Source organism: Micromonospora sp. NBC_01739, assembly GCF_035920385.1.
In the GTDB taxonomy this organism is placed as follows: domain Bacteria; phylum Actinomycetota; class Actinomycetes; order Mycobacteriales; family Micromonosporaceae; genus Micromonospora.
In genome coordinates, this window is the sequence record NZ_CP109151.1 from 5405987 (window position 1) to 5423085 (window position 17099).

Sequence of the window (17099 nt, forward strand, 5' to 3'; positions counted from 1 at the left end):
CCCTCGGAATCATCAATATTTACGGGGGAGTGAGCGGCCATGGGCCGATCCTTCAGCAGGGCCGGCCGCCGCTCGGCGCTGGTCGTCGCTGTGATCTTCGGGCTGACCGTCGCGGTACCGCCGGACGTGGTGCGGCCCGGTGGCGAGTTTCCGCTCACCTGGCTGAGTTGGTTCAGACAGCATCCGGCGTGGTCCGCCTCCGCAGCCTTCGTCGGGCTGCCGGTGCAGCAGACGGGTCGGCCGGTGCAGGTCGATCCGCAGGCACCCGCAGCGGCAACCGATGCGCGACGCGGTGCCGGGCGGGCACCGAAGCCTGCCGCCGGCACGCTCGACTCGTATCAGCCACATCAGATCGAGTCCACCCCGGAGCAGACCGGAGTCGCCGAGCCCGGGTTCGACGCCCGCACCAGCAAGCGGGACGCCCGCCGGTCCAGCGCCCGCTCCGACGTCTACGTCAACGCGGACGGGTCGTTCACCAAGCGCACCCACAACCGTCCGGTCAACTACCTGGCCGCCGACGGCACCTGGCAGAAGATCGACTCGGACCTGACCCGTCGGTCCGACGGACGCCTGCACGTCAAGGCGAACCGGCTGAAGCTCTCCGTGGCCGGGGCCCCGTCCGCCGGTGCCGATCGCAGCGCCGCCGCCGGCGCCAGGAGCGGGGCCACCGCCCAGGAAGCGGAACTGGCCCGGCTCACCCTGCCGACCGGCGAGTCCGTCGCCTACCGACTGGAAGGCAGCGCCATCGGCGCCCCCGAGGTCACCGGACCCACCGCCGTCTACCGCGATGTCCTGCCGCACACCGACCTGGAGCTGACCACCTTCGACGCCGGGATCAAGGAAACCCTGATCCTGCGGTCGCCGGAGGCGGCCTCGACCTGGGTGTTCCCCCTGGATCTGGACGGGCTGACGCCACGCCCGACCGCCGAGGGCTCGGTGGAACTGCTCAACAGCGACGGCAAGGCGGTCGCCTGGTTCCCGCACGGGTCGATGCAGGACTCCAAGGTCGACCCGCAGTCCGGGGCACCGGCAGAGTCCTCGGCGGTCAACTTCGAACTGGTGACCGTCGACGGTCAGGTGGCACTGAAGGTCGTCGCCGACTCGACCTGGCTCAACGACCCGGCGCGGGAGTACCCGGTCCGGGTGGACCCGACCACCACCACCGGTACGACCGGCGACGTCTACGTCGACAACGACTCCAGCACGACCAACCACAACGGTGACAACCTGCCGGTCGGCACCTACAACGGTGGCACGGTCAAGGCTCGCTCGTTCATCCACTTCGACGAGTTCGACGATGACGGCCTGATGGGCAAGCGGATCACTGGCGCGAAGCTGAAGCTCTACCACACCTGGTCGTACGACTGCACGTCGCACAAGCCGTTCAACGTCCACCGGGTCAACGAGGCGTGGACGGTGGCGAACCTGACCACCGGAAGCTACCCCGGCCCGGCGATCTCGTCGTCGATCGGATCGCTGACGATCACCGACAACTACCCGGCCTGTACGAACACCAACGCGGTCCGCAGCACCGGCAAGTGGGTCACCGTGCCGCTCGCCGTCGACACCTTCAACGACTGGTCGACGGGCGGGATGAACGAGGGCCTGGCGCTGACCGCCTCGGTGACCGACTCGACCGCCTGGAAGCGCTTCACCGCCGCCAACTACTCCGCCGGTGCGTACAAGCCGTACCTGGAGTTGACCTACTCCAACAACGTCGCGCCGCAGATCAACCTGCGCTACCCGGGCAACAACGCGGTGGTCAACACCCTCACCCCGCAACTGCTCTCGCGGGCGGTCGACTCGGACAAGTGGCCCAACAAGGGCTTCACCTACAACTACGTCATCACCGACGCCGCGACCAACGCGGCCGTGGTGAACTCGGGATGGGTGAGCAGCCCGACCTGGACGGTGCCCGCCGGCAAGCTGGCGTGGAACAAGACATATCTGTACACCGTCCGGGTGTACGACAAGGTCAGCTACAGCGCGGTCTATCCCGCGTACGCGTTCACCACCTCCGTACCGCAGCCGCTGCTCACCACGAACCTCGCGCAGAACGCCGGTAAGGGCTTCGACCCGAGCGTCGGCAACTACACCACCTCGGCCACCGACGCCAGCATCAGCACAGTCGGGCCTTCGCTTTCGGTGACCCGTAGCTACAACAGCCTGGACACCCGCCGCGACAACGCCTTCGGCGCCGGCTGGTCGAGCCTGGTCGACGTGCGGGCGACCCAGGTCAAGGACGTCGCCGGCAGCGTGCAGTCGGTGCTGGTCACCTATCCCACCGGCCAGGACGTCGCCTTCGGTCGCAACGCCAACGGCACCTTCAGCCCGCCGTCCGGCCGGTTCGCCACCTTCGTCGAGACCAAGGATTCCGGCGGCACGGTCACCGGCTACACCCTGACCGACAAGGACGCCACGGTCTACACGTTCGGCCGGGCGACCGGCACCGGGGTATTCAAGGTCACCCGGATCGCCGACGCCAACGGCCGGGCGATGACCTTCTCCTACGACAGCTCGGCGAATCTGATCACAGCGACATCGGCCTCCGGCCGCTCGTTGCACTTCACCTGGTCGACTCCGGCCGGGTCGACCAAGCCGCATGTCGCCACGGTCTACACCGACCCGGCCGTGCCCGGCGACCCGAACACGATCGCCACCTGGACGTACAGCTACGGCGCCAACGACCAGCTGACCAGGGTGTGCCCGCCGACGGACCACACCAACTGCACCACCTATCAGCAGGACACCACCTCCCAGTACGCCAACGCGGTGCTCAACGCGGGCCCGTACTCGTACTGGCGACTGGACGAGGGTGCCGGGGCGACCACCGCGGTCAGCGAGGTGCTGAGCAACGCGGGAGTCGACAACGCCCGGTACACCAACGTGACCCTCGGTCAGCCGGCCGCGCTGCCCGGCTCGACCGCGACCACCGCGACCTTCAACGGCACCAGCTCACACGTCCAACTGCCCGGGAAGCTGGTCGCCGACGGGCAGTACCAGTCGATCAGCATGTGGTTCAAGACGAGCACCCCGAACGGTGTGCTCTTCAGCTACCAGGCCGACGCGATCAGCAAGGGCACCACCGCCGGCAACTACACCCCGTCGCTCTACATCGGCAGTGACGGCAAGCTGCGCGGCGGATTCTGGACCGGCAGCGTCGCGACGATCACCACGGACGTCGCGGTCACCGACGGCGCCTGGCATCACGTGGTGCTGGCCGGTGCCGGTAACGTGCAGCGGCTCTATCTCGACGGCGCGCTCAAGGGCACCCTGAACGGGACGATCGCCCAGATCGCCGGCGGGTCGGCGAACGTGCTTGTCGGCGCGGGCTTCGTCGGCGGCTCCTGGCCGACGCACGTCAACTCCGGTGCCAACCCGGCCAAGGCGACCTACTTCAACGGCTCCATCGCCGAGGTCGCGTTCTTCAACCAGGCCCTGACCGCCACCACCGCCGCCGAACTCAACAGCGTCGGTCGGACCAGCCATCCGGTCCTCAGCAAGGTGGTCCGCCCGTCGGGCGGGGTCACGGCCGAGATCGGCTACGACAAGGTCAGCGGCCGAGTCGCCACGGTCACCGACGAGAACGGCGGGGTGTGGCAGCTGGGCAGCCCGACCGTCTCCGGCAGCAGCGACGTCTACGCGGCCTCGGTGCTCGGCGCCAAGCCGGCGGACTACTGGCGCCTCGGCGAGATCGAGGTGACGGACGCGGTCAACGAGGTGCAGGGTGGTACGGCCACCTACCACCAGGTCACCCTCGGGGTGGCCGGTCCGTTCAGCGACAGCAAGGCCGGATCGTTCAACGGCACCTCCTCGCATCTGGTGCTGCCGCCCGAGGACATGCCCACCACCGGCCCCAACTCCATCGAGATGTGGTTCAAGATGCCGTCCGGCAACAACAAGGGCGGCGTCCTCTACAGCTACCAGGCCAGCCCGATCAACGACCCGTCGGTGACCGGCAACTGGACCCCGTCGCTCTATGTCGGCACCGATGGGAAGCTGCGTGGCGGGTTCTGGACCGGCAGTCCCACCCGGGTGATCACCAGCCCGATAGCCGTCAACGACAACAAGTGGCATCACGTGGTGCTCTCCGCCGCCAGCAACACCCAGTCGCTCTACCTGGACGGCATCTCCATCGGCAAGCTTGACTACGAGCTCGTCACCACCGATGCCGTCAACGCGTACGTCGGAGCGGGCAAGTGGGCCGGCAACTGGCCCATGCACGGCACCGGGGACGTCGGCTACTTCCCCGGCTCGATCGCCGAGGTGGCGTTCTACCGTTCGCAGCTCTCCGCCGAGCAGGTGGCCACGCACTTCCTGGCGTCGAAGCAGACCGCCCCGGTCGCGGTGACCATGATCTCCGGGGTCGCCACCGCCTTCCCGATGCCGGTCTCCACGATCACCGTGACCGGGCCGACCGGTGAGACCACCTCCTACACCTACGACCTGGTCAACGGCCACCGGCTGGTGGCCCAGACCGACGGGTTGGGCAACACCACGAAGTTCGGCTACGACGTCGGCGGTTACGGAAACCTCACCTACGATCCGCGCGGCGTCTGGACCCAGGAACTGCAAGACGCCCGGGGTAACACCAAACAGGTCATCACCTGCCAGGACCAGTCCGCCGGCAAATGCTCGTCGGTCTACTACACCTATTTCCCGGACGCGACGACCACCACCCTCACCCCGGACGCCCGCAACGATCTGATGCTGACCCTGCGCGACGGCCGGTCGGCGTCGGAGACCGACAACACCTACCTGACCAGCTACGACTACGACACCAAGGGCAACCAGACCAGCATCACCGATCCGCTCGGCCGGGTCACCCGCATGACGTACACCGACGGCACCACGGTGGCGGCCAAGGACGGCGGTTTCGCGCCGCCCGGCCTGCCGGCCACGGTGACCACGCCGGGCGGGCAGATCCAGCAGATCATCTACTACGCCAGCGGTGACATCGCCGAGCTCATCGAACCCGGCGGCAAGATCACCCGATACACGTACGACGGCCTCGGGCAGCTGCTCACCGAGACCGAGGTGACCGACACCCATCCCAGCGGGCTCGTCACCAGTCGGACGTACGACCTGCTCGGTCGGGAGATCACCGAAACCGAGCCCGCCGTGACCAACCGGGTCACCGGCGCGGTGCACACCGCCCACACCAGCACCACCTACGACGTGGACGGCAACATCACCGAGGTCACGGTCAGCGACCTGACCGGCGGCGACGCACCGCGTACGACCAGGCACACCTTCAACGCGTACGGGCAGGAGGTGTCGGTCACCAACGCGGCGAACCAGACCACCCAGTTCGCGTACGACCTGTACGGCCGGATCGTCACCGAGACCGAACCGGACGGCGGGGTCACCACCAGCACCTACGACGTCGAGGGCAACCTGCTCACTTCGACGGTGGTCGGCTTCACCGGCGACCCGAACAACCCTTCCGCGCCCCGCGATCTGGTCACCACCCAGCGGTCCTACGACCCGGCGGGTCGACTGGCCCGCGAGGTCGACTCGATGAACTGGGAGACCCGCTACACCTACACCGACAACGGTCTTGAGGCGCGGGTGGTACGCGCCGACAACGCGGGCAACGAGTTCCTGATCGAGGAGAACTTCTACGACGCGGCCGGCAATGTGGTGCGGGAGGTGACGAACAACGGTCACACCACCACCACGACCACCTACGACGCGGCCGGCCGGACGATCTCCACGACGGTGGACCCGGACGGGCTGAAGCGAACCACCACCCTGACCTACGACGCCGACGACAACGTGGTCTCCACCGTCTCCACCGGCGCGGACGGCACGCCCACCAGCATCTCCGAGGCGATGTACGACAACGCCGGACGGGCGATCGCCGAGACCGAGTACACCTCCACCGCCCTGACGCCGGTGGCCCGGTGGAAGCTCGCCGAGACCGGGGGGACGACGGCGGCCGACTCCGTCGGCAACAGCCCCGCTACCGCGCTCGGTGGCGTCACCTGGTCCACCGACCGTGGTGGCTCGGCCGTGTTCGACGGCACCACCGGATACCTCAAGTCCGGCCCGGTCGTGGACACCACCCGGGCGTATTCGGTCACCGCCTGGGTGAAGCTCGCCTCGAAGAACGCCGCCCTGGGGGACGAACAACTCGTCTTCTCCGCGCCGGGCGCGATCGGCAACTCCGCACTCAAGGTCTTCTACTCGCCGGTCAGCGACCGGTGGTATGCCGCCATGTCGGTCCGCAAGGCCGACGGCACCACCACCTGGTTCGGCGGCGGCGGTCCGCACGGGTCCGCGGTGATGGGTACCTGGACGCACCTGACCCTCGCGGTGGATTCCGTCGGCAAGACGATGCGGCTCTACGCCGACGGTGTGCTGCAAACCACGGTGAACATCACCGAGAGCCTCAACAACGTGTCGACCGCCTTCACCATCGGTGGCGCCGACGGCTTCGGTTGGTTTCCCGGCTCGATCAGTGATGTGCAGGCGTACCAGAAGGCGCTCTCCGCCACCGAGATCGGGCAGGTCAGGACCGGCGCGGTGCCGGCGGCGGACGCGCAGGTCATCCGGACCTCGCAGACCCTGGACTTCGACGGCCTGCCCACCTCCGTCACCGACCCGAACGGCAACACCACCTACTACGGGTACGACGAGGAAGGCCGGGCGGTGAAGACCACCTCTCCGGCGGCCCTGGTCGAGCAGGCCGGGCAGCTTTCGACGATGGCCAACGCGGTCAGCTGGGTCGGCTACAACACGTTCGACGAGCCGACCGACACCCGCGACGCCAACGGCAACTGGTCGGTGGTGGAGTACGACGCGGTCGGCCGGGTGGTGGCCGAGCAGGCCCCGGCGTACACGCCGCCGGGTTCGTCGACCCCGATCGTCCCGCGAACCACCCAGGCGTACGACACGGCTGGGCAGCTCGTCTCCGTGACGGACCCGGCGGGCCGGGTGACCCGCTACGAGTACGACCAACTCGGCCGGGTCTCCAGGACGATCGCGCCGAACGATGGTGCGAGCACCTACACCTACGACGACCTGGGCAACATGCTGTCGTCCACCGACCCGACCGGAGCGGTCACCACCGCGACGTACGACTACCTCGGTCGGACGGTCACCACGACGGAGGTCGTGCGGCAGCAGGGCACGAACCACACCACCCACTACGCCTACAACGCGCAGGGCTGGCCGTCGGTGGTCACCAGCGCGACCGGCGTGACCAGCAGCACCGAGTACAACGTGCTCGGTGAGCCGACCTCGGTGCTCGACGGCGCCAACAACCGGACCCGCTACGAGTACGACGCGGAGGGCCGGACGACCAGGAGCATCCGGCCGGACGGCTCGTACTCCACCGTCGAGTACGACCTGGCCGGGCGGGCGATCCGCACGACCGAGCGCGCCGCCGGCGGCGCCCTGCTCTCCGAGCAGCTGGCCCGCTACGACCGGGCCGGCAACATGGTGGCCAGCACGGACGCGCGTGGCACCACCACCACCTTCGAGTACGACGCGACGGGCGTGCTGACCAAGCAGATCCAGCCGATCTCCGGATCGGATTCGATCGTCACCACGTTCGGCTACGACCTGGAAGGCAACCGCACCCGGTTCACCGACGGGCGGGGCAACGCCTTCTACACGACGTACAACTCGTGGGGGCTTCCCGAGTCGCAGATCGAACCGGCCACCAGCGCCCACCCGAACCCGGCCGACCGCACCTTCACCATCGAGTACGACCGCAGCGGCCTGCCGGTGCAGCAGATCCTGCCCGGCGGGGTCACGGTGACCAACTCGTACGACGACTCGGGCCAGCTGATCCGGCAGTCCGGCGCCGGTGCCGAGGTGCAGACCGAGGACCGGGAGTTCGGCTACGACCTGGCCGGCCGGATGACCTCGCTGTCCGGTCCCGGCGGCACCAACACGATCAGCTACGACGACCGTGATCTGCCGGTGTCGGTGACCGGTCCCTCCGGGAACTCGGCCTTCGGTTACGACGCCGACGGGCGCCTCGCCTCCCGGCAGGACGCGGCCGGCACCACCTCCTACGGGTACGACGTCGCGGGACGGCTCTCGACGCTGGCCAACCCGACGGCCGGCGTGCAGATGGCCTACACCTACAACACGCTGTCCCAGGTCACGAAGATCACGTACGGCTCGAACGGCAACACCCGCAACTTCACCTTCGACCCGCTGCGCCGGCTCACCGGCGACGAACTGAAGTCGCCGTCCGGGGCCTCGCTGGCGAAGATCTCGTACGACTGGGACCTCAACGGCAACATCATCGCCAAGACCACGACCGGCTTCGCCGGTTCGGCGGCGAACACCTACACCTACGACCTCGCTGACCGGCTGACCTCGTGGAACAACGGCAGCGCGATCACGGTGTACGCGTACGACAAGTCTGGTAACCGGGTGCAGAACGGCAGCAAGCTGTTCACCTACGACCAGCGCAACCGGCTGATCAACGCCGACGGTGCCGGATACACCTACACCGCTCGCGGCACCCTGGCCCAGGCCGGCGGCAACATCACCCGTACCGACGCGTTCGGGCAGGTGATCGAGCAGCAGTCCGCGGGCGGCACGCAGACCTACACCTACGACGGTCTCGGTCGGGCGATGCGGCCCGGCCACTCGTACACCGGTCTCGGCAACGACCTGGCCGCCGACGCCTCCGCGAGTTACGTGCGTGGGCCGTCCGGTGAGGTGGTCGGTGCCGCCTCCGGCGGTGACAAGCGGCTGGTCTGGACCGACCTGCACAGCGACGTGGTCGGCCAGTTCAGCCCGACCGGTACGGCACTGACCGGCTCGGTCACCTACGACCCGCTCGGCAAGGTGCTGACCACGGTCGGTCTGCTGGGGCAGCTCGGCTACCAGTCGGAGTGGACCGACGCGCTGACCAACCGGGTGAACATGCACGCCCGCTGGTACAACACCGACACCGGGCAGTTCGACACCCGGGACACGGCCAACAACAGCCCGGTCCCGGACTCGATCAACGCCAACCGCTACCAGTACGGCGACGCGAACCCGCTGATCGTCACCGACCCCACCGGGCACTGGGGCCTGGGAAGCCTCAAGAAGTCCTTCTCCCGGGCGGTCAGCTCGGTCTCCTCGACGGTGCGTTCGGCGTACTCGTACACCTCGTCGTACGCCTCCAGCGCCTACTCGTACGCCTCGTCGGCGTATCGGTCGGCCAAGTCGACGGTGACCAAGACGGTGACGAAGGCGAAGACCACCGTCAAGAAGAAGGTCCAACAGGCAAAACGCAAATACACCCAGGTCAAACAGCAGGTCAAGAAGAAGTACAACCAGGTCAAACGCACCGTCAAGAAGAAGTACGAGGCGGCCAAGAAACACGTCACCAAGAAGGTCGCCCAGGTCAAGAAGAAGGCCAAGCAGGCGGTCGCGAAGGCGAAACAGGCTGGCAAGAAGGTCGCGGCCAAGGCGCAGCGAACCGTCAAGAAGGCCGTCAGCCAGGTACGTGACGCCACGAACGCGGCCAAGAAGTGGGTCAAGGACCACAAGGACGTCCTGCTGGAGGTCGCCGCGATCAGTGGTGCGATCCTCGCCGGTATCGCCTGCACGGCAGTGACTGCGGGTGCGGGTGCGGTGGCCTGCATGGTGGGTGCCGGGGCGTTGATCAACCTGGCGAAGGATGCGGCGCAGGGCGATATCCACAGTATTGGTGACGCGTTGGGTTCGCTGGGCACCGGTGCGGTCACCGGTTTGGTCGGTGGTGCTGGTGGTGCGATCGCGGCCAAGGTCGGTGCGGCGGTGGCGAAGAAGGCTGGCACGGGTCTGTTGGGTCGGTTGGCGACGGAGTCGGCTGAGGCTGGTGTCGAGGACGCGATGTCGCAGCTGGCGATGACGGGGAGTTACAACCCGCGTGCGACGGCGGAGAACATGGTGCCGGGTCTGGGTGCGTTGAACCGTAAGAGCGGTGGTGGCGCGCGTAGTGGTGGTGCGGTCGCCGGCGGCTCCGGTGGTGGCGGGTTTGGTATTTCGGTCGGTGGTGTTGGTGCGTCGTGTTCGACGTCGGGTCGTCGGCACAGTTTTGATCCGAAGACGCCGGTGTTGATGGCTGATGGCAGTAGTCGGCCGATCGAGGATGTCAACGTCGGTGACAAGGTCATGGCCACCGATCCGGTGGCGGGTGGGTCAGTGCCGAAGCAGGTCACCCAGTTGCATCGCAACCTCGACGAGGATCTGACCGATCTGACGGTGAAGGATCAGGACGGGAAGGTGACGAAGGTCGAGACGACCTGGCATCACCCGTTCTGGAACGCCTCGGAGCGGAAGTGGACCGACGCCAAGGACCTGAAGCCGGGTACGAAGCTGCTGGTCAAGGGCCAGGGCGCGGTCACCGTCGTGGCGGTGCTCAACAAGCTCGGCCTCGAAGAGATGCGCGACCTCACCGTCGCCGACATCCACACGTACTACATCGTCATCGACGACCAACCCGTCCTCGTCCACAACATCAATAAGCCGCGGTCGGATATATGTGGGCCCCGAAGTGAGCCTATCTATGACATCCCAGGAGGATCGAGTGGTGGCCTAGGGGCTCGTGAGGAAATTCCGAAACCAATGCTTAAGGCTTACAACATCGGCGTCCAGGCTGATGCCACTAAGCCGACTCCCTTGTGTTCCTACTGCAGGCAAAACCCGGCGCAGGCTGTCGATCATGTCGAGCCGAGAATTCATGGCGGCGATCTGACTGATCAAAATACGACACCGATTTGCACGAAGTGCAATAGCTCAAAGCGTGATGGGATGGTGCCGTATAATCCTCCAGCGGGATTCACGGGCACGTGGCCACCGGCACACTGGCCGGCTAGGATGACTCAGGAGTGGTTCCTGCTACATGCAGGCCGGGGCAAGAAATGAGGGTGTGTGACAGACGCGATATATGTGAATCATGTCGAACCATTCGGCCGAGATGCTCCGTATCACATTGCCATGGTCGATCTGACTTACTCCGGTCTTCCTGGTCAACTCGAACAGGTCTGGCTGAACCCCTTGGGTGACCATTTTCGGGTCGCGTGTATACCGTTCTGTGCCTACGGTCTGGCATACCTGGATGAGGTTGTCCTCGATCCAGATGGTGTCTTTGTCCGTGAAGTTGTAGGCCTGTCCGGCAACCGCGTCCTTCGCGCACTAGTACACGAGCGGCGCGAAGGTTGTGACGTCAATCCGGATAGTGTTTGCGAGTCTCTCACGGCAATTGCTTCCAATCTGGGGATAGGCATGGAAATGCATGGCGATCGTTTCCTTGCTTTTGACGTGCCGCGTGGCGCGGATGTTCGAAGTCTTGTTGATGCGATGGCCTCCTGGGCAAACCGAAAGGCTCTCCATTACGAGTGGAGTGATGTTCGGAGTTTCGCCTATTCGCGCAGCTCCGGTTGACGGATATGCTGGTTCATCTGCCTGTCTGAGTTCTGCGCTCGGTGACATTGGGTGTTTGCGAAGAACCAGGACGGGAAGGTGACGAAGGTCGAGACGACCTGGCATCGGTCCGGCGAAGATTGGGCTATCTCGGTAAGCAGGAATGCCGGCCGATGAGGGCGGGCGTGTGCTCGTGCGACGTAGCGGGCGACGACGTCTTGGCCCGAGAACTCGCCTTGTTCGATCTGGAAGACTCGGCCTCTGGTGACGCCCATGCGGTCGGCGGTCTGCTGTTGAGTTAGGCCGCGGGCGCGGCGTACCTCGGCGAGGTGGTGTCCGACCACGGTGGCGAGTAGTTCCCGCTTGCCGTCTTCGACGGACTGCTCGCCGCCGGCGCGCTCGACGTGAGCGGCGCGGATGTCGCTCCAGCGTGCGTAGCGCTCATGGCTGTCGGCTCTCCTCCTTGGCGCGTTCCTTCAGGTAGATCTCGTAGCGTTGCTCGGCCAGGGGGATCGCTTCGGTGTACCCACTGCTACCAGCGTCCGGCCTTGTCTCCAGCGACGAGCAGGATGCTGGAGCGCCAGGGGTCGAAGGCGAACAGGGCCAGACAAGGCCACGGGAACCGTGTGGCTTAGGTGTAGACGTCCTTGCGGTGCCCGACGGCGTGGATGGTCAACTCGTCGCGGTCGAGGCGGTAGAGGATCCGGTAGTCACCGACGCGCAGCCGACGCCCGGATCCGTCGCGCATCTCGGTCGAGTTCTGTGGCACAGGGTCGGAGACCAAGCCGAGGATTGCGCTCAGGACGGTCAGGAACACTTTGCGTGGCTGCTTGTGCAGCCAGACCAGCACGTCCCGGTCGATTTGAACCTTCACGCCGCCTCACCATTGGCCCGGTCAGCCAGCAGCGCCTCCACCTCACGAGGATCAACCCCGAGCGACTCCAAAGCCGCCGACAGCGGCACGAACTGTCCCTCGGCACGGGAACGAGCGATCACCGCAGCGTCCCTATGGTCCCGGAACGCCTCGATCTCCTCCCACTCGTCGATGCCGACCAGCACGGCGACAGGCCGTTCGTACTTCGTGATGATGACCGGCTCACCGGTGCGCTCAACCCCGTCCAACACACGACCCGCGCCATCACGGAACTCCCGCAGCGTAATCCTCATCATGTACCGCACTGTACCACGCGGTACCGCTTCGCCTCCGTCACGGAAAGCAGCACAGCTCCCCAGACGTAACCCAGCAGCCCGCCACCGACAGGGATCCCGGGCCTGTCTCGCCAACTGGAAGGCCAGCACCGATCCCGACTTCACGACCAAGATGCGCCGGATCCTGGACCTCTACGACCACCCACCCGTCGGCGGCAGGGTGATTTGCGTCGACGAATTCGGGCCGCTGAACCTGCAACCACGCCCCGGCCGGGCCTGGCGATTCCAGGGACAGCCGGCACGGCTGCGCGCCACCTACACCCGCGACCAGGGCGTTCGGCACATGATCGCCGCCCTCGACCTGGCCACCGGCCGCCTGCACTACCGCATCCGCGATCGCAAACGCTGGCGCGAGTTCCTCCGTTTCCTCAAGACCCTGCGCCGCCGCTGGCCCGACCAGAAGCTCTCTCTGATCTGCGACAACTTCTCCCCGCACTGGATCGAAGCCGAGTTCGCCGCAGTGCGCTACTTCGCTCTCAACGCAATCGACCACCGCAGCCACACGGAGCAGGACGCCGCCATCGGCGGCTACATCCGCTGGCGCAACCAGCGAGCCCGACCGAAATCCGGATTTGCCGCCGGCTCCAAGATCCGCCACCCGGATTACCCGTATTGGCCGGATGGTCAGGATGGCATAAGAAGCTGGAGTTCGGATGACTAGTTAATTCTCATCGCGTGTGCTTCACGTTGAACCTCACGACCGCCAAATTCCTGAGAGTGCTGAAATGTCTCCGGATACAACCGCCAGTCTACCTGCATGTGGCATTTGTGGTCAGCCGATGGCTGACGACCATGGCGAGCATGTGGATAGAAGTGGGGTTGGAGGGAGGGTCGAGTATGTCGTGGTTGGTAAACGTGGCGGGATCGCGGAATTCCGTGAGGTGGGCGACTCCAGAATCCGGAAGACGGACGCCGAAGTTCTGGCGTATCAATTGGGGGTAGAGCAGTCGAGCCTGCTCGGATGCCGCTTCAGTTGCTGGGTGGAACCTGCGGAATATGGCGTCATTCGGAGTGATTTTCAGTTGGTTGAAGATGCCTGAGGCGAATAGGTAGCGGGACTTGGGAACAGCAGTACGAGGTGACCGGCGGAGGTCGGATCTGGTGCCTCGTCGATGACGCGCGCCGTACGGTCTGGCTCACGTATGTCGGCACCGACCATCCGCGTGAGACGGAGTGACCGGGCTGGTTCAGCGGCGTGCTGCGCGTAGGGCGTACCAGGCGGCGCCGAGGGCGAGCACGCCGAAGCCGGCCAGCACGGTCGGCAGCGGCAGGTTGACCGCGAGCAGGATGCAGCCGACCAGACCCGCCCCGGCCAGGGCCTGCACCGGCAGGCGCCGGTCGCGGTCGCGGCCGAGGGTCAACGCCGCCGCGTTGGTGATTGCGTAGTAGACGAGCACGGTGACGCTGGAGAAGCCGATCGCGCCCCGTACGTCGGCCAGCGCCACCACCAGGATCACCACGGCTGCCACGGCCAGTTCGGCGCGGTGCGGCACCCGGCGTACGGGGTGCACGGCAGCCAGGGCGGCGGGTAGGTCGCGGCGGCGGGCCATCGCCAGGGTGGTACGCCCGACCCCGGCCACCAGGGACAGCAGCACCCCGGTCACCGCGACCGTGGCCCCGGCGCGGACCACCCAGTCCAGGCCGGGCAGCCCGGCGGCGGTCACCACCTCGGCCAGCGGTGCGGCCGAGGCGGCGAGCCGATCCGGACCGAGCACCCCGAGGGCGATCACGGCCAGTACCAGGTAGATGACCAGCACCAGGCCGAGCGCCAGCGGCACCGCGCGGGGGATGGTGCGTTCGGGGTCGCGTACCTCCTCGCCGAGGGTGGCGATGCGCGCGTACCCGGCGAAGGCGAAGAAGAGCAGGCCGGCGGCGGCTAGGACGCCCCGGGCGGAGCCGCCGGGGGCGTCGATCCGGGCGATGGAGACCTCGGTCGCCCCGGCCACCGCGACCAGGGCCAGCACTCCCAGCACGACCAGCACCAGGATGCGGGTAGCGGTGGCGGTCTTGGCGATGCCGCGCAGGTTCACCCCGGTCACCGCGAGGACGGCGGCGACGGCGACGAGCCGGGCCTGCCCCGGCCAGAGGTACGCCCCGATGGTCAGTGCCATCGCCGCGCAGCTGGCCGTCTTGCCGACCACGAACCCCCAGCCCGCGAGGAAGCCGGCGAACGGGCCGAGCCGTTCCCGGCCGTACACATAGGTGCCGCCGGATTCGGGGTAGCGGGCCGCCAGCCGGGCCGAACTTGTCGCGTTGCAGAAGGCGACGAACCCGGCCAGGGCCAGTGCCACCAGCAGGCCGAGGCCACCGGCCGTCGCCGCTGCCGGGGCGAAGACCACGAAGACCCCCGCGCCGAGCATCGACCCCAGACCGATGACCACGGCATCGGGTACGCCCAACCGGCGCGCCAACTGGTCCACCTGCCGCAGCCTAGACAGGCTTGGTGAACGGCTGGTCCCAACGCCGGAACCGGCCCGGCAGCGGCAGGTCGTCCCAGGGCACCCGGTGCAGGATGCGGTCCAGCAGCAGCCCCAGCATCAGCCCGGCCACCGAGTCGCTCAGCCAGTGCCAGCCCAGGTAGGTGGTCGTGCACAGCACCACGGCCGGTGGGACGATCCGGATCGCCGGCACCACCCGGCGCGGCAGCCTCCGGCCCAGGTCAGCCAGCAGGGGGGCTAGCAGCAGCGCGATGACGCCGTACCAGACGATCGCGTTGGCGACATGTCCGGAGGGGTACGACTGGGCGAACCGGACCGGCAGGTCCTCCTGGAACAGCGGGAGGGTCTGCTCCGGTGGCAGGAAGGGTTCCTTGATGCTGGCGCTCGGTGCCGGTCGGGCCGTCCACACCTTCAACGGTCCGATGGTGAGGTAGGTCAGCGCGAAGGCCGCCACCGGAACCAGCAGTGGGCGTACCGAGCGCAGTCGGCGGGCCAGTAGCACCGACAGGCCGACCGCGATCAGGGTCAGCGGGGTGCCCTGGCCCAGGTAGTTGAGGATGACCGCGGTCCACCAGGCGGCCGTCGGCCGATTCGCCTCGGCCCAGTCGGCGACCGACCGGTCGATGCCGAAGAACCAGCCGGCGGCCAGGGCCCCGGTCAGCCCGACGAGGGCCACCAGCAGCAGCGCGTCGAACCACCAGCCGGCCGGTCGGACCGGCATCAGCCGCACCTTGCGGCGTACCGTCGGGGTTTCTCGCACCCGATCACGCTACCGGCCCGGGGCGGCGGCCGGGTTCAGGCGGTGATCGCGGTGACTGTGTGCCCAGCCACGCCGGGAAGCGTTCCGGCGGCCCAGCCGTCAGACTTGACGCCGTGCGGATCACTTCGGCCCTCGTGGACCCGGCCCTGCTCGACCTGCCCTGGTCGACACCGCTGGAGCAGTGGCCGGCCGAGCATCTGGTCGCCCTGCCGCAGGGCATCTCCCGGCATGTGGTGCGGTTCGTACGACTGGGCGGGTACGTCTACGCGGTCAAGGAGACCGGGGAACGGGTCGCCGAGCGGGAGTACGACCTGCTGCGGGCCCTGGAGCGGATCGACTTCCCCTCCGTGCAGGCGGTGGCGATCGTCGCCGACCGGGAGTCCGAGGCCGGTGAACCCCTCGACCCGGTGCTGATCACCCGGCATCTCCAGTTCTCCCTGCCGTACCGGGCGCTGTTCTCGCACACCCTGCGACCGGAGACCATGGGGCGGCTGCTGGACGCCCTGGCCGCCCTGCTGGTCCGGATGCACCTGACCGGCTTCTTCTGGGGTGACTGCTCACTGTCGAACACCCTGTTCCGGCGGGACGCGGGCGCCTTCGCCGCGTACCTGGTGGACGCCGAGACCGGGGCCCTGCGCAGCGCCCTCTCCAACGGTCAACGTGGTGAGGACCTGGAGATCGCCCGGGTGAACATCTTCGGCGAGGCCCTGGACCTTCAGGCCGCCGGCCTGCTGCACGACTCGATCGACCCGGAGGTGGTCTGCGAGGAGGTGGTGCAGCGGTACGAGCGGCTCTGGCACGAGATCACCTACGAGCAGCAGGTCGAACGGGAGGCCCGGCACGACATCGAGGGGCGGATCCGGCGCCTCAACGAGCTGGGCTTCGACGTGGCCGAGGTGGCCATGTCGACAATCGGCAACGGGCGCTACCTGATCCGACCCAAGGTGGTCGACGCCGGCTACCACCACCGGCGACTACTCCGGTTGACCGGCCTGGACGCCGAGGAGAACCAGGCCCGCAAGCTGCTCAACGACCTGGACGCCTACCGGGCGGAGAGCGACCTGACCGACGAGCAGCAGGCCGCCCACCGCTGGCTGACCGAGGTGTTCGAGCCGGTGGTCCGGGCGGTCCCCGCCCACCTGCGCCGCAAGCTGGAGCCGCAGGAGTTGTTCGCCCAGATCATCGAGCACAAGTGGCTGCTCTCCGAACGGGCCGGTCGGGATGTCGGGATGCGCCACGCGGTGCAGTCCTTCCTCACCGAGGAGCTGGTGCACCGCCCCGACGAGCAGGCCGTCCTCGGCGTGGAGATCCCGGCGCCACGCTGAGGC

General features: G+C 67.3%; 9 protein-coding genes and 2 pseudogenes. 5 read left to right on the forward strand and 6 right to left on the reverse strand.

Annotated elements, in window-relative coordinates; all coding sequences use genetic code 11:
• Nucleotides 1-39 precede the first annotated feature (39 nt).
• The gene (locus tag OIE53_RS24500; protein WP_327023834.1) at nucleotides 40-10866 is read left to right on the forward strand and encodes a LamG-like jellyroll fold domain-containing protein; all 10827 of its coding nucleotides are present in this window, start codon (nucleotides 40-42) and stop codon (nucleotides 10864-10866) included.
• A 72-nt stretch (nucleotides 10867-10938) separates the two neighbouring features.
• On the forward strand, nucleotides 10939-11385 hold the full coding sequence (locus OIE53_RS24505) for a DUF4265 domain-containing protein (RefSeq protein ID WP_327023835.1): 447 nt from the start codon (nucleotides 10939-10941) through the stop codon (nucleotides 11383-11385).
• Nucleotides 11386-11525: 140 nt separating this feature from the next.
• On the opposite strand, the pseudogene OIE53_RS24510 reads toward OIE53_RS24505, so the two are convergent.
• The 4 genes and pseudogenes from OIE53_RS24510 to OIE53_RS24525 form a co-directional block, all read right to left on the reverse strand.
• Nucleotides 11526-11783: pseudogene (locus OIE53_RS24510) on the reverse strand (helix-turn-helix transcriptional regulator); the annotation flags it as partial.
• 22 nt (nucleotides 11784-11805) lie between these two features.
• Nucleotides 11806-11965: pseudogene (locus tag OIE53_RS24515) on the reverse strand (type II toxin-antitoxin system RelE/ParE family toxin); the annotation flags it as partial.
• Nucleotides 11966-11995: 30 nt separating this feature from the next.
• Entirely contained in the window at nucleotides 11996-12238 is a 243-nt protein-coding gene (locus OIE53_RS24520) for a type II toxin-antitoxin system RelE family toxin (RefSeq protein ID WP_327023837.1), read from the reverse strand.
• Nucleotides 12235-12534: a type II toxin-antitoxin system Phd/YefM family antitoxin gene (locus OIE53_RS24525; protein ID WP_327023838.1), complete on the reverse strand. Its 300-nt coding sequence runs from the start codon at nucleotides 12532-12534 to the stop codon at nucleotides 12235-12237. The genes OIE53_RS24520 and OIE53_RS24525 overlap by 4 nt, the downstream gene beginning before the upstream one ends.
• A 151-nt stretch (nucleotides 12535-12685) precedes the next feature.
• Between OIE53_RS24525 and OIE53_RS24530 the strand changes: the two genes are divergently transcribed.
• Together OIE53_RS24530 and OIE53_RS24535 are read left to right on the forward strand one after the other, a co-directional pair.
• Nucleotides 12686-13234 carry a transposase gene (locus OIE53_RS24530; RefSeq protein ID WP_327023839.1) on the forward strand — a complete coding sequence of 183 codons (549 nt, stop codon included), beginning with the start codon at nucleotides 12686-12688 and terminating at the stop codon, nucleotides 13232-13234.
• 118 nt (nucleotides 13235-13352) lie between these two features.
• Nucleotides 13353-13613, forward strand: a complete 261-nt coding sequence (locus OIE53_RS24535; RefSeq protein WP_327023840.1) for a hypothetical protein — start codon at nucleotides 13353-13355, stop codon at nucleotides 13611-13613.
• A gap of 147 nt (nucleotides 13614-13760) precedes the next feature.
• Here OIE53_RS24535 and OIE53_RS24540 read toward each other — a convergent pair whose 3' ends face one another.
• Together OIE53_RS24540 and OIE53_RS24545 are read right to left on the reverse strand one after the other, a co-directional pair.
• Nucleotides 13761-14993, reverse strand: a complete 1233-nt coding sequence (locus OIE53_RS24540) for an APC family permease (RefSeq protein WP_327023841.1) — start codon at nucleotides 14991-14993, stop codon at nucleotides 13761-13763.
• Between the two features lie 10 nt (nucleotides 14994-15003).
• A complete protein-coding gene (locus tag OIE53_RS24545; protein WP_327027391.1) occupies nucleotides 15004-15732 on the reverse strand; it encodes a phosphatase PAP2 family protein in 729 nt (242 codons plus the stop codon).
• Nucleotides 15733-15884: 152 nt separating this feature from the next.
• Between OIE53_RS24545 and OIE53_RS24550 the strand changes: the two genes are divergently transcribed.
• Entirely contained in the window at nucleotides 15885-17096 is a 1212-nt protein-coding gene (locus OIE53_RS24550) for a DUF4032 domain-containing protein (RefSeq protein WP_327023842.1), read from the forward strand.
• The last annotated feature ends 3 nt before the right edge of the window (nucleotides 17097-17099 follow it).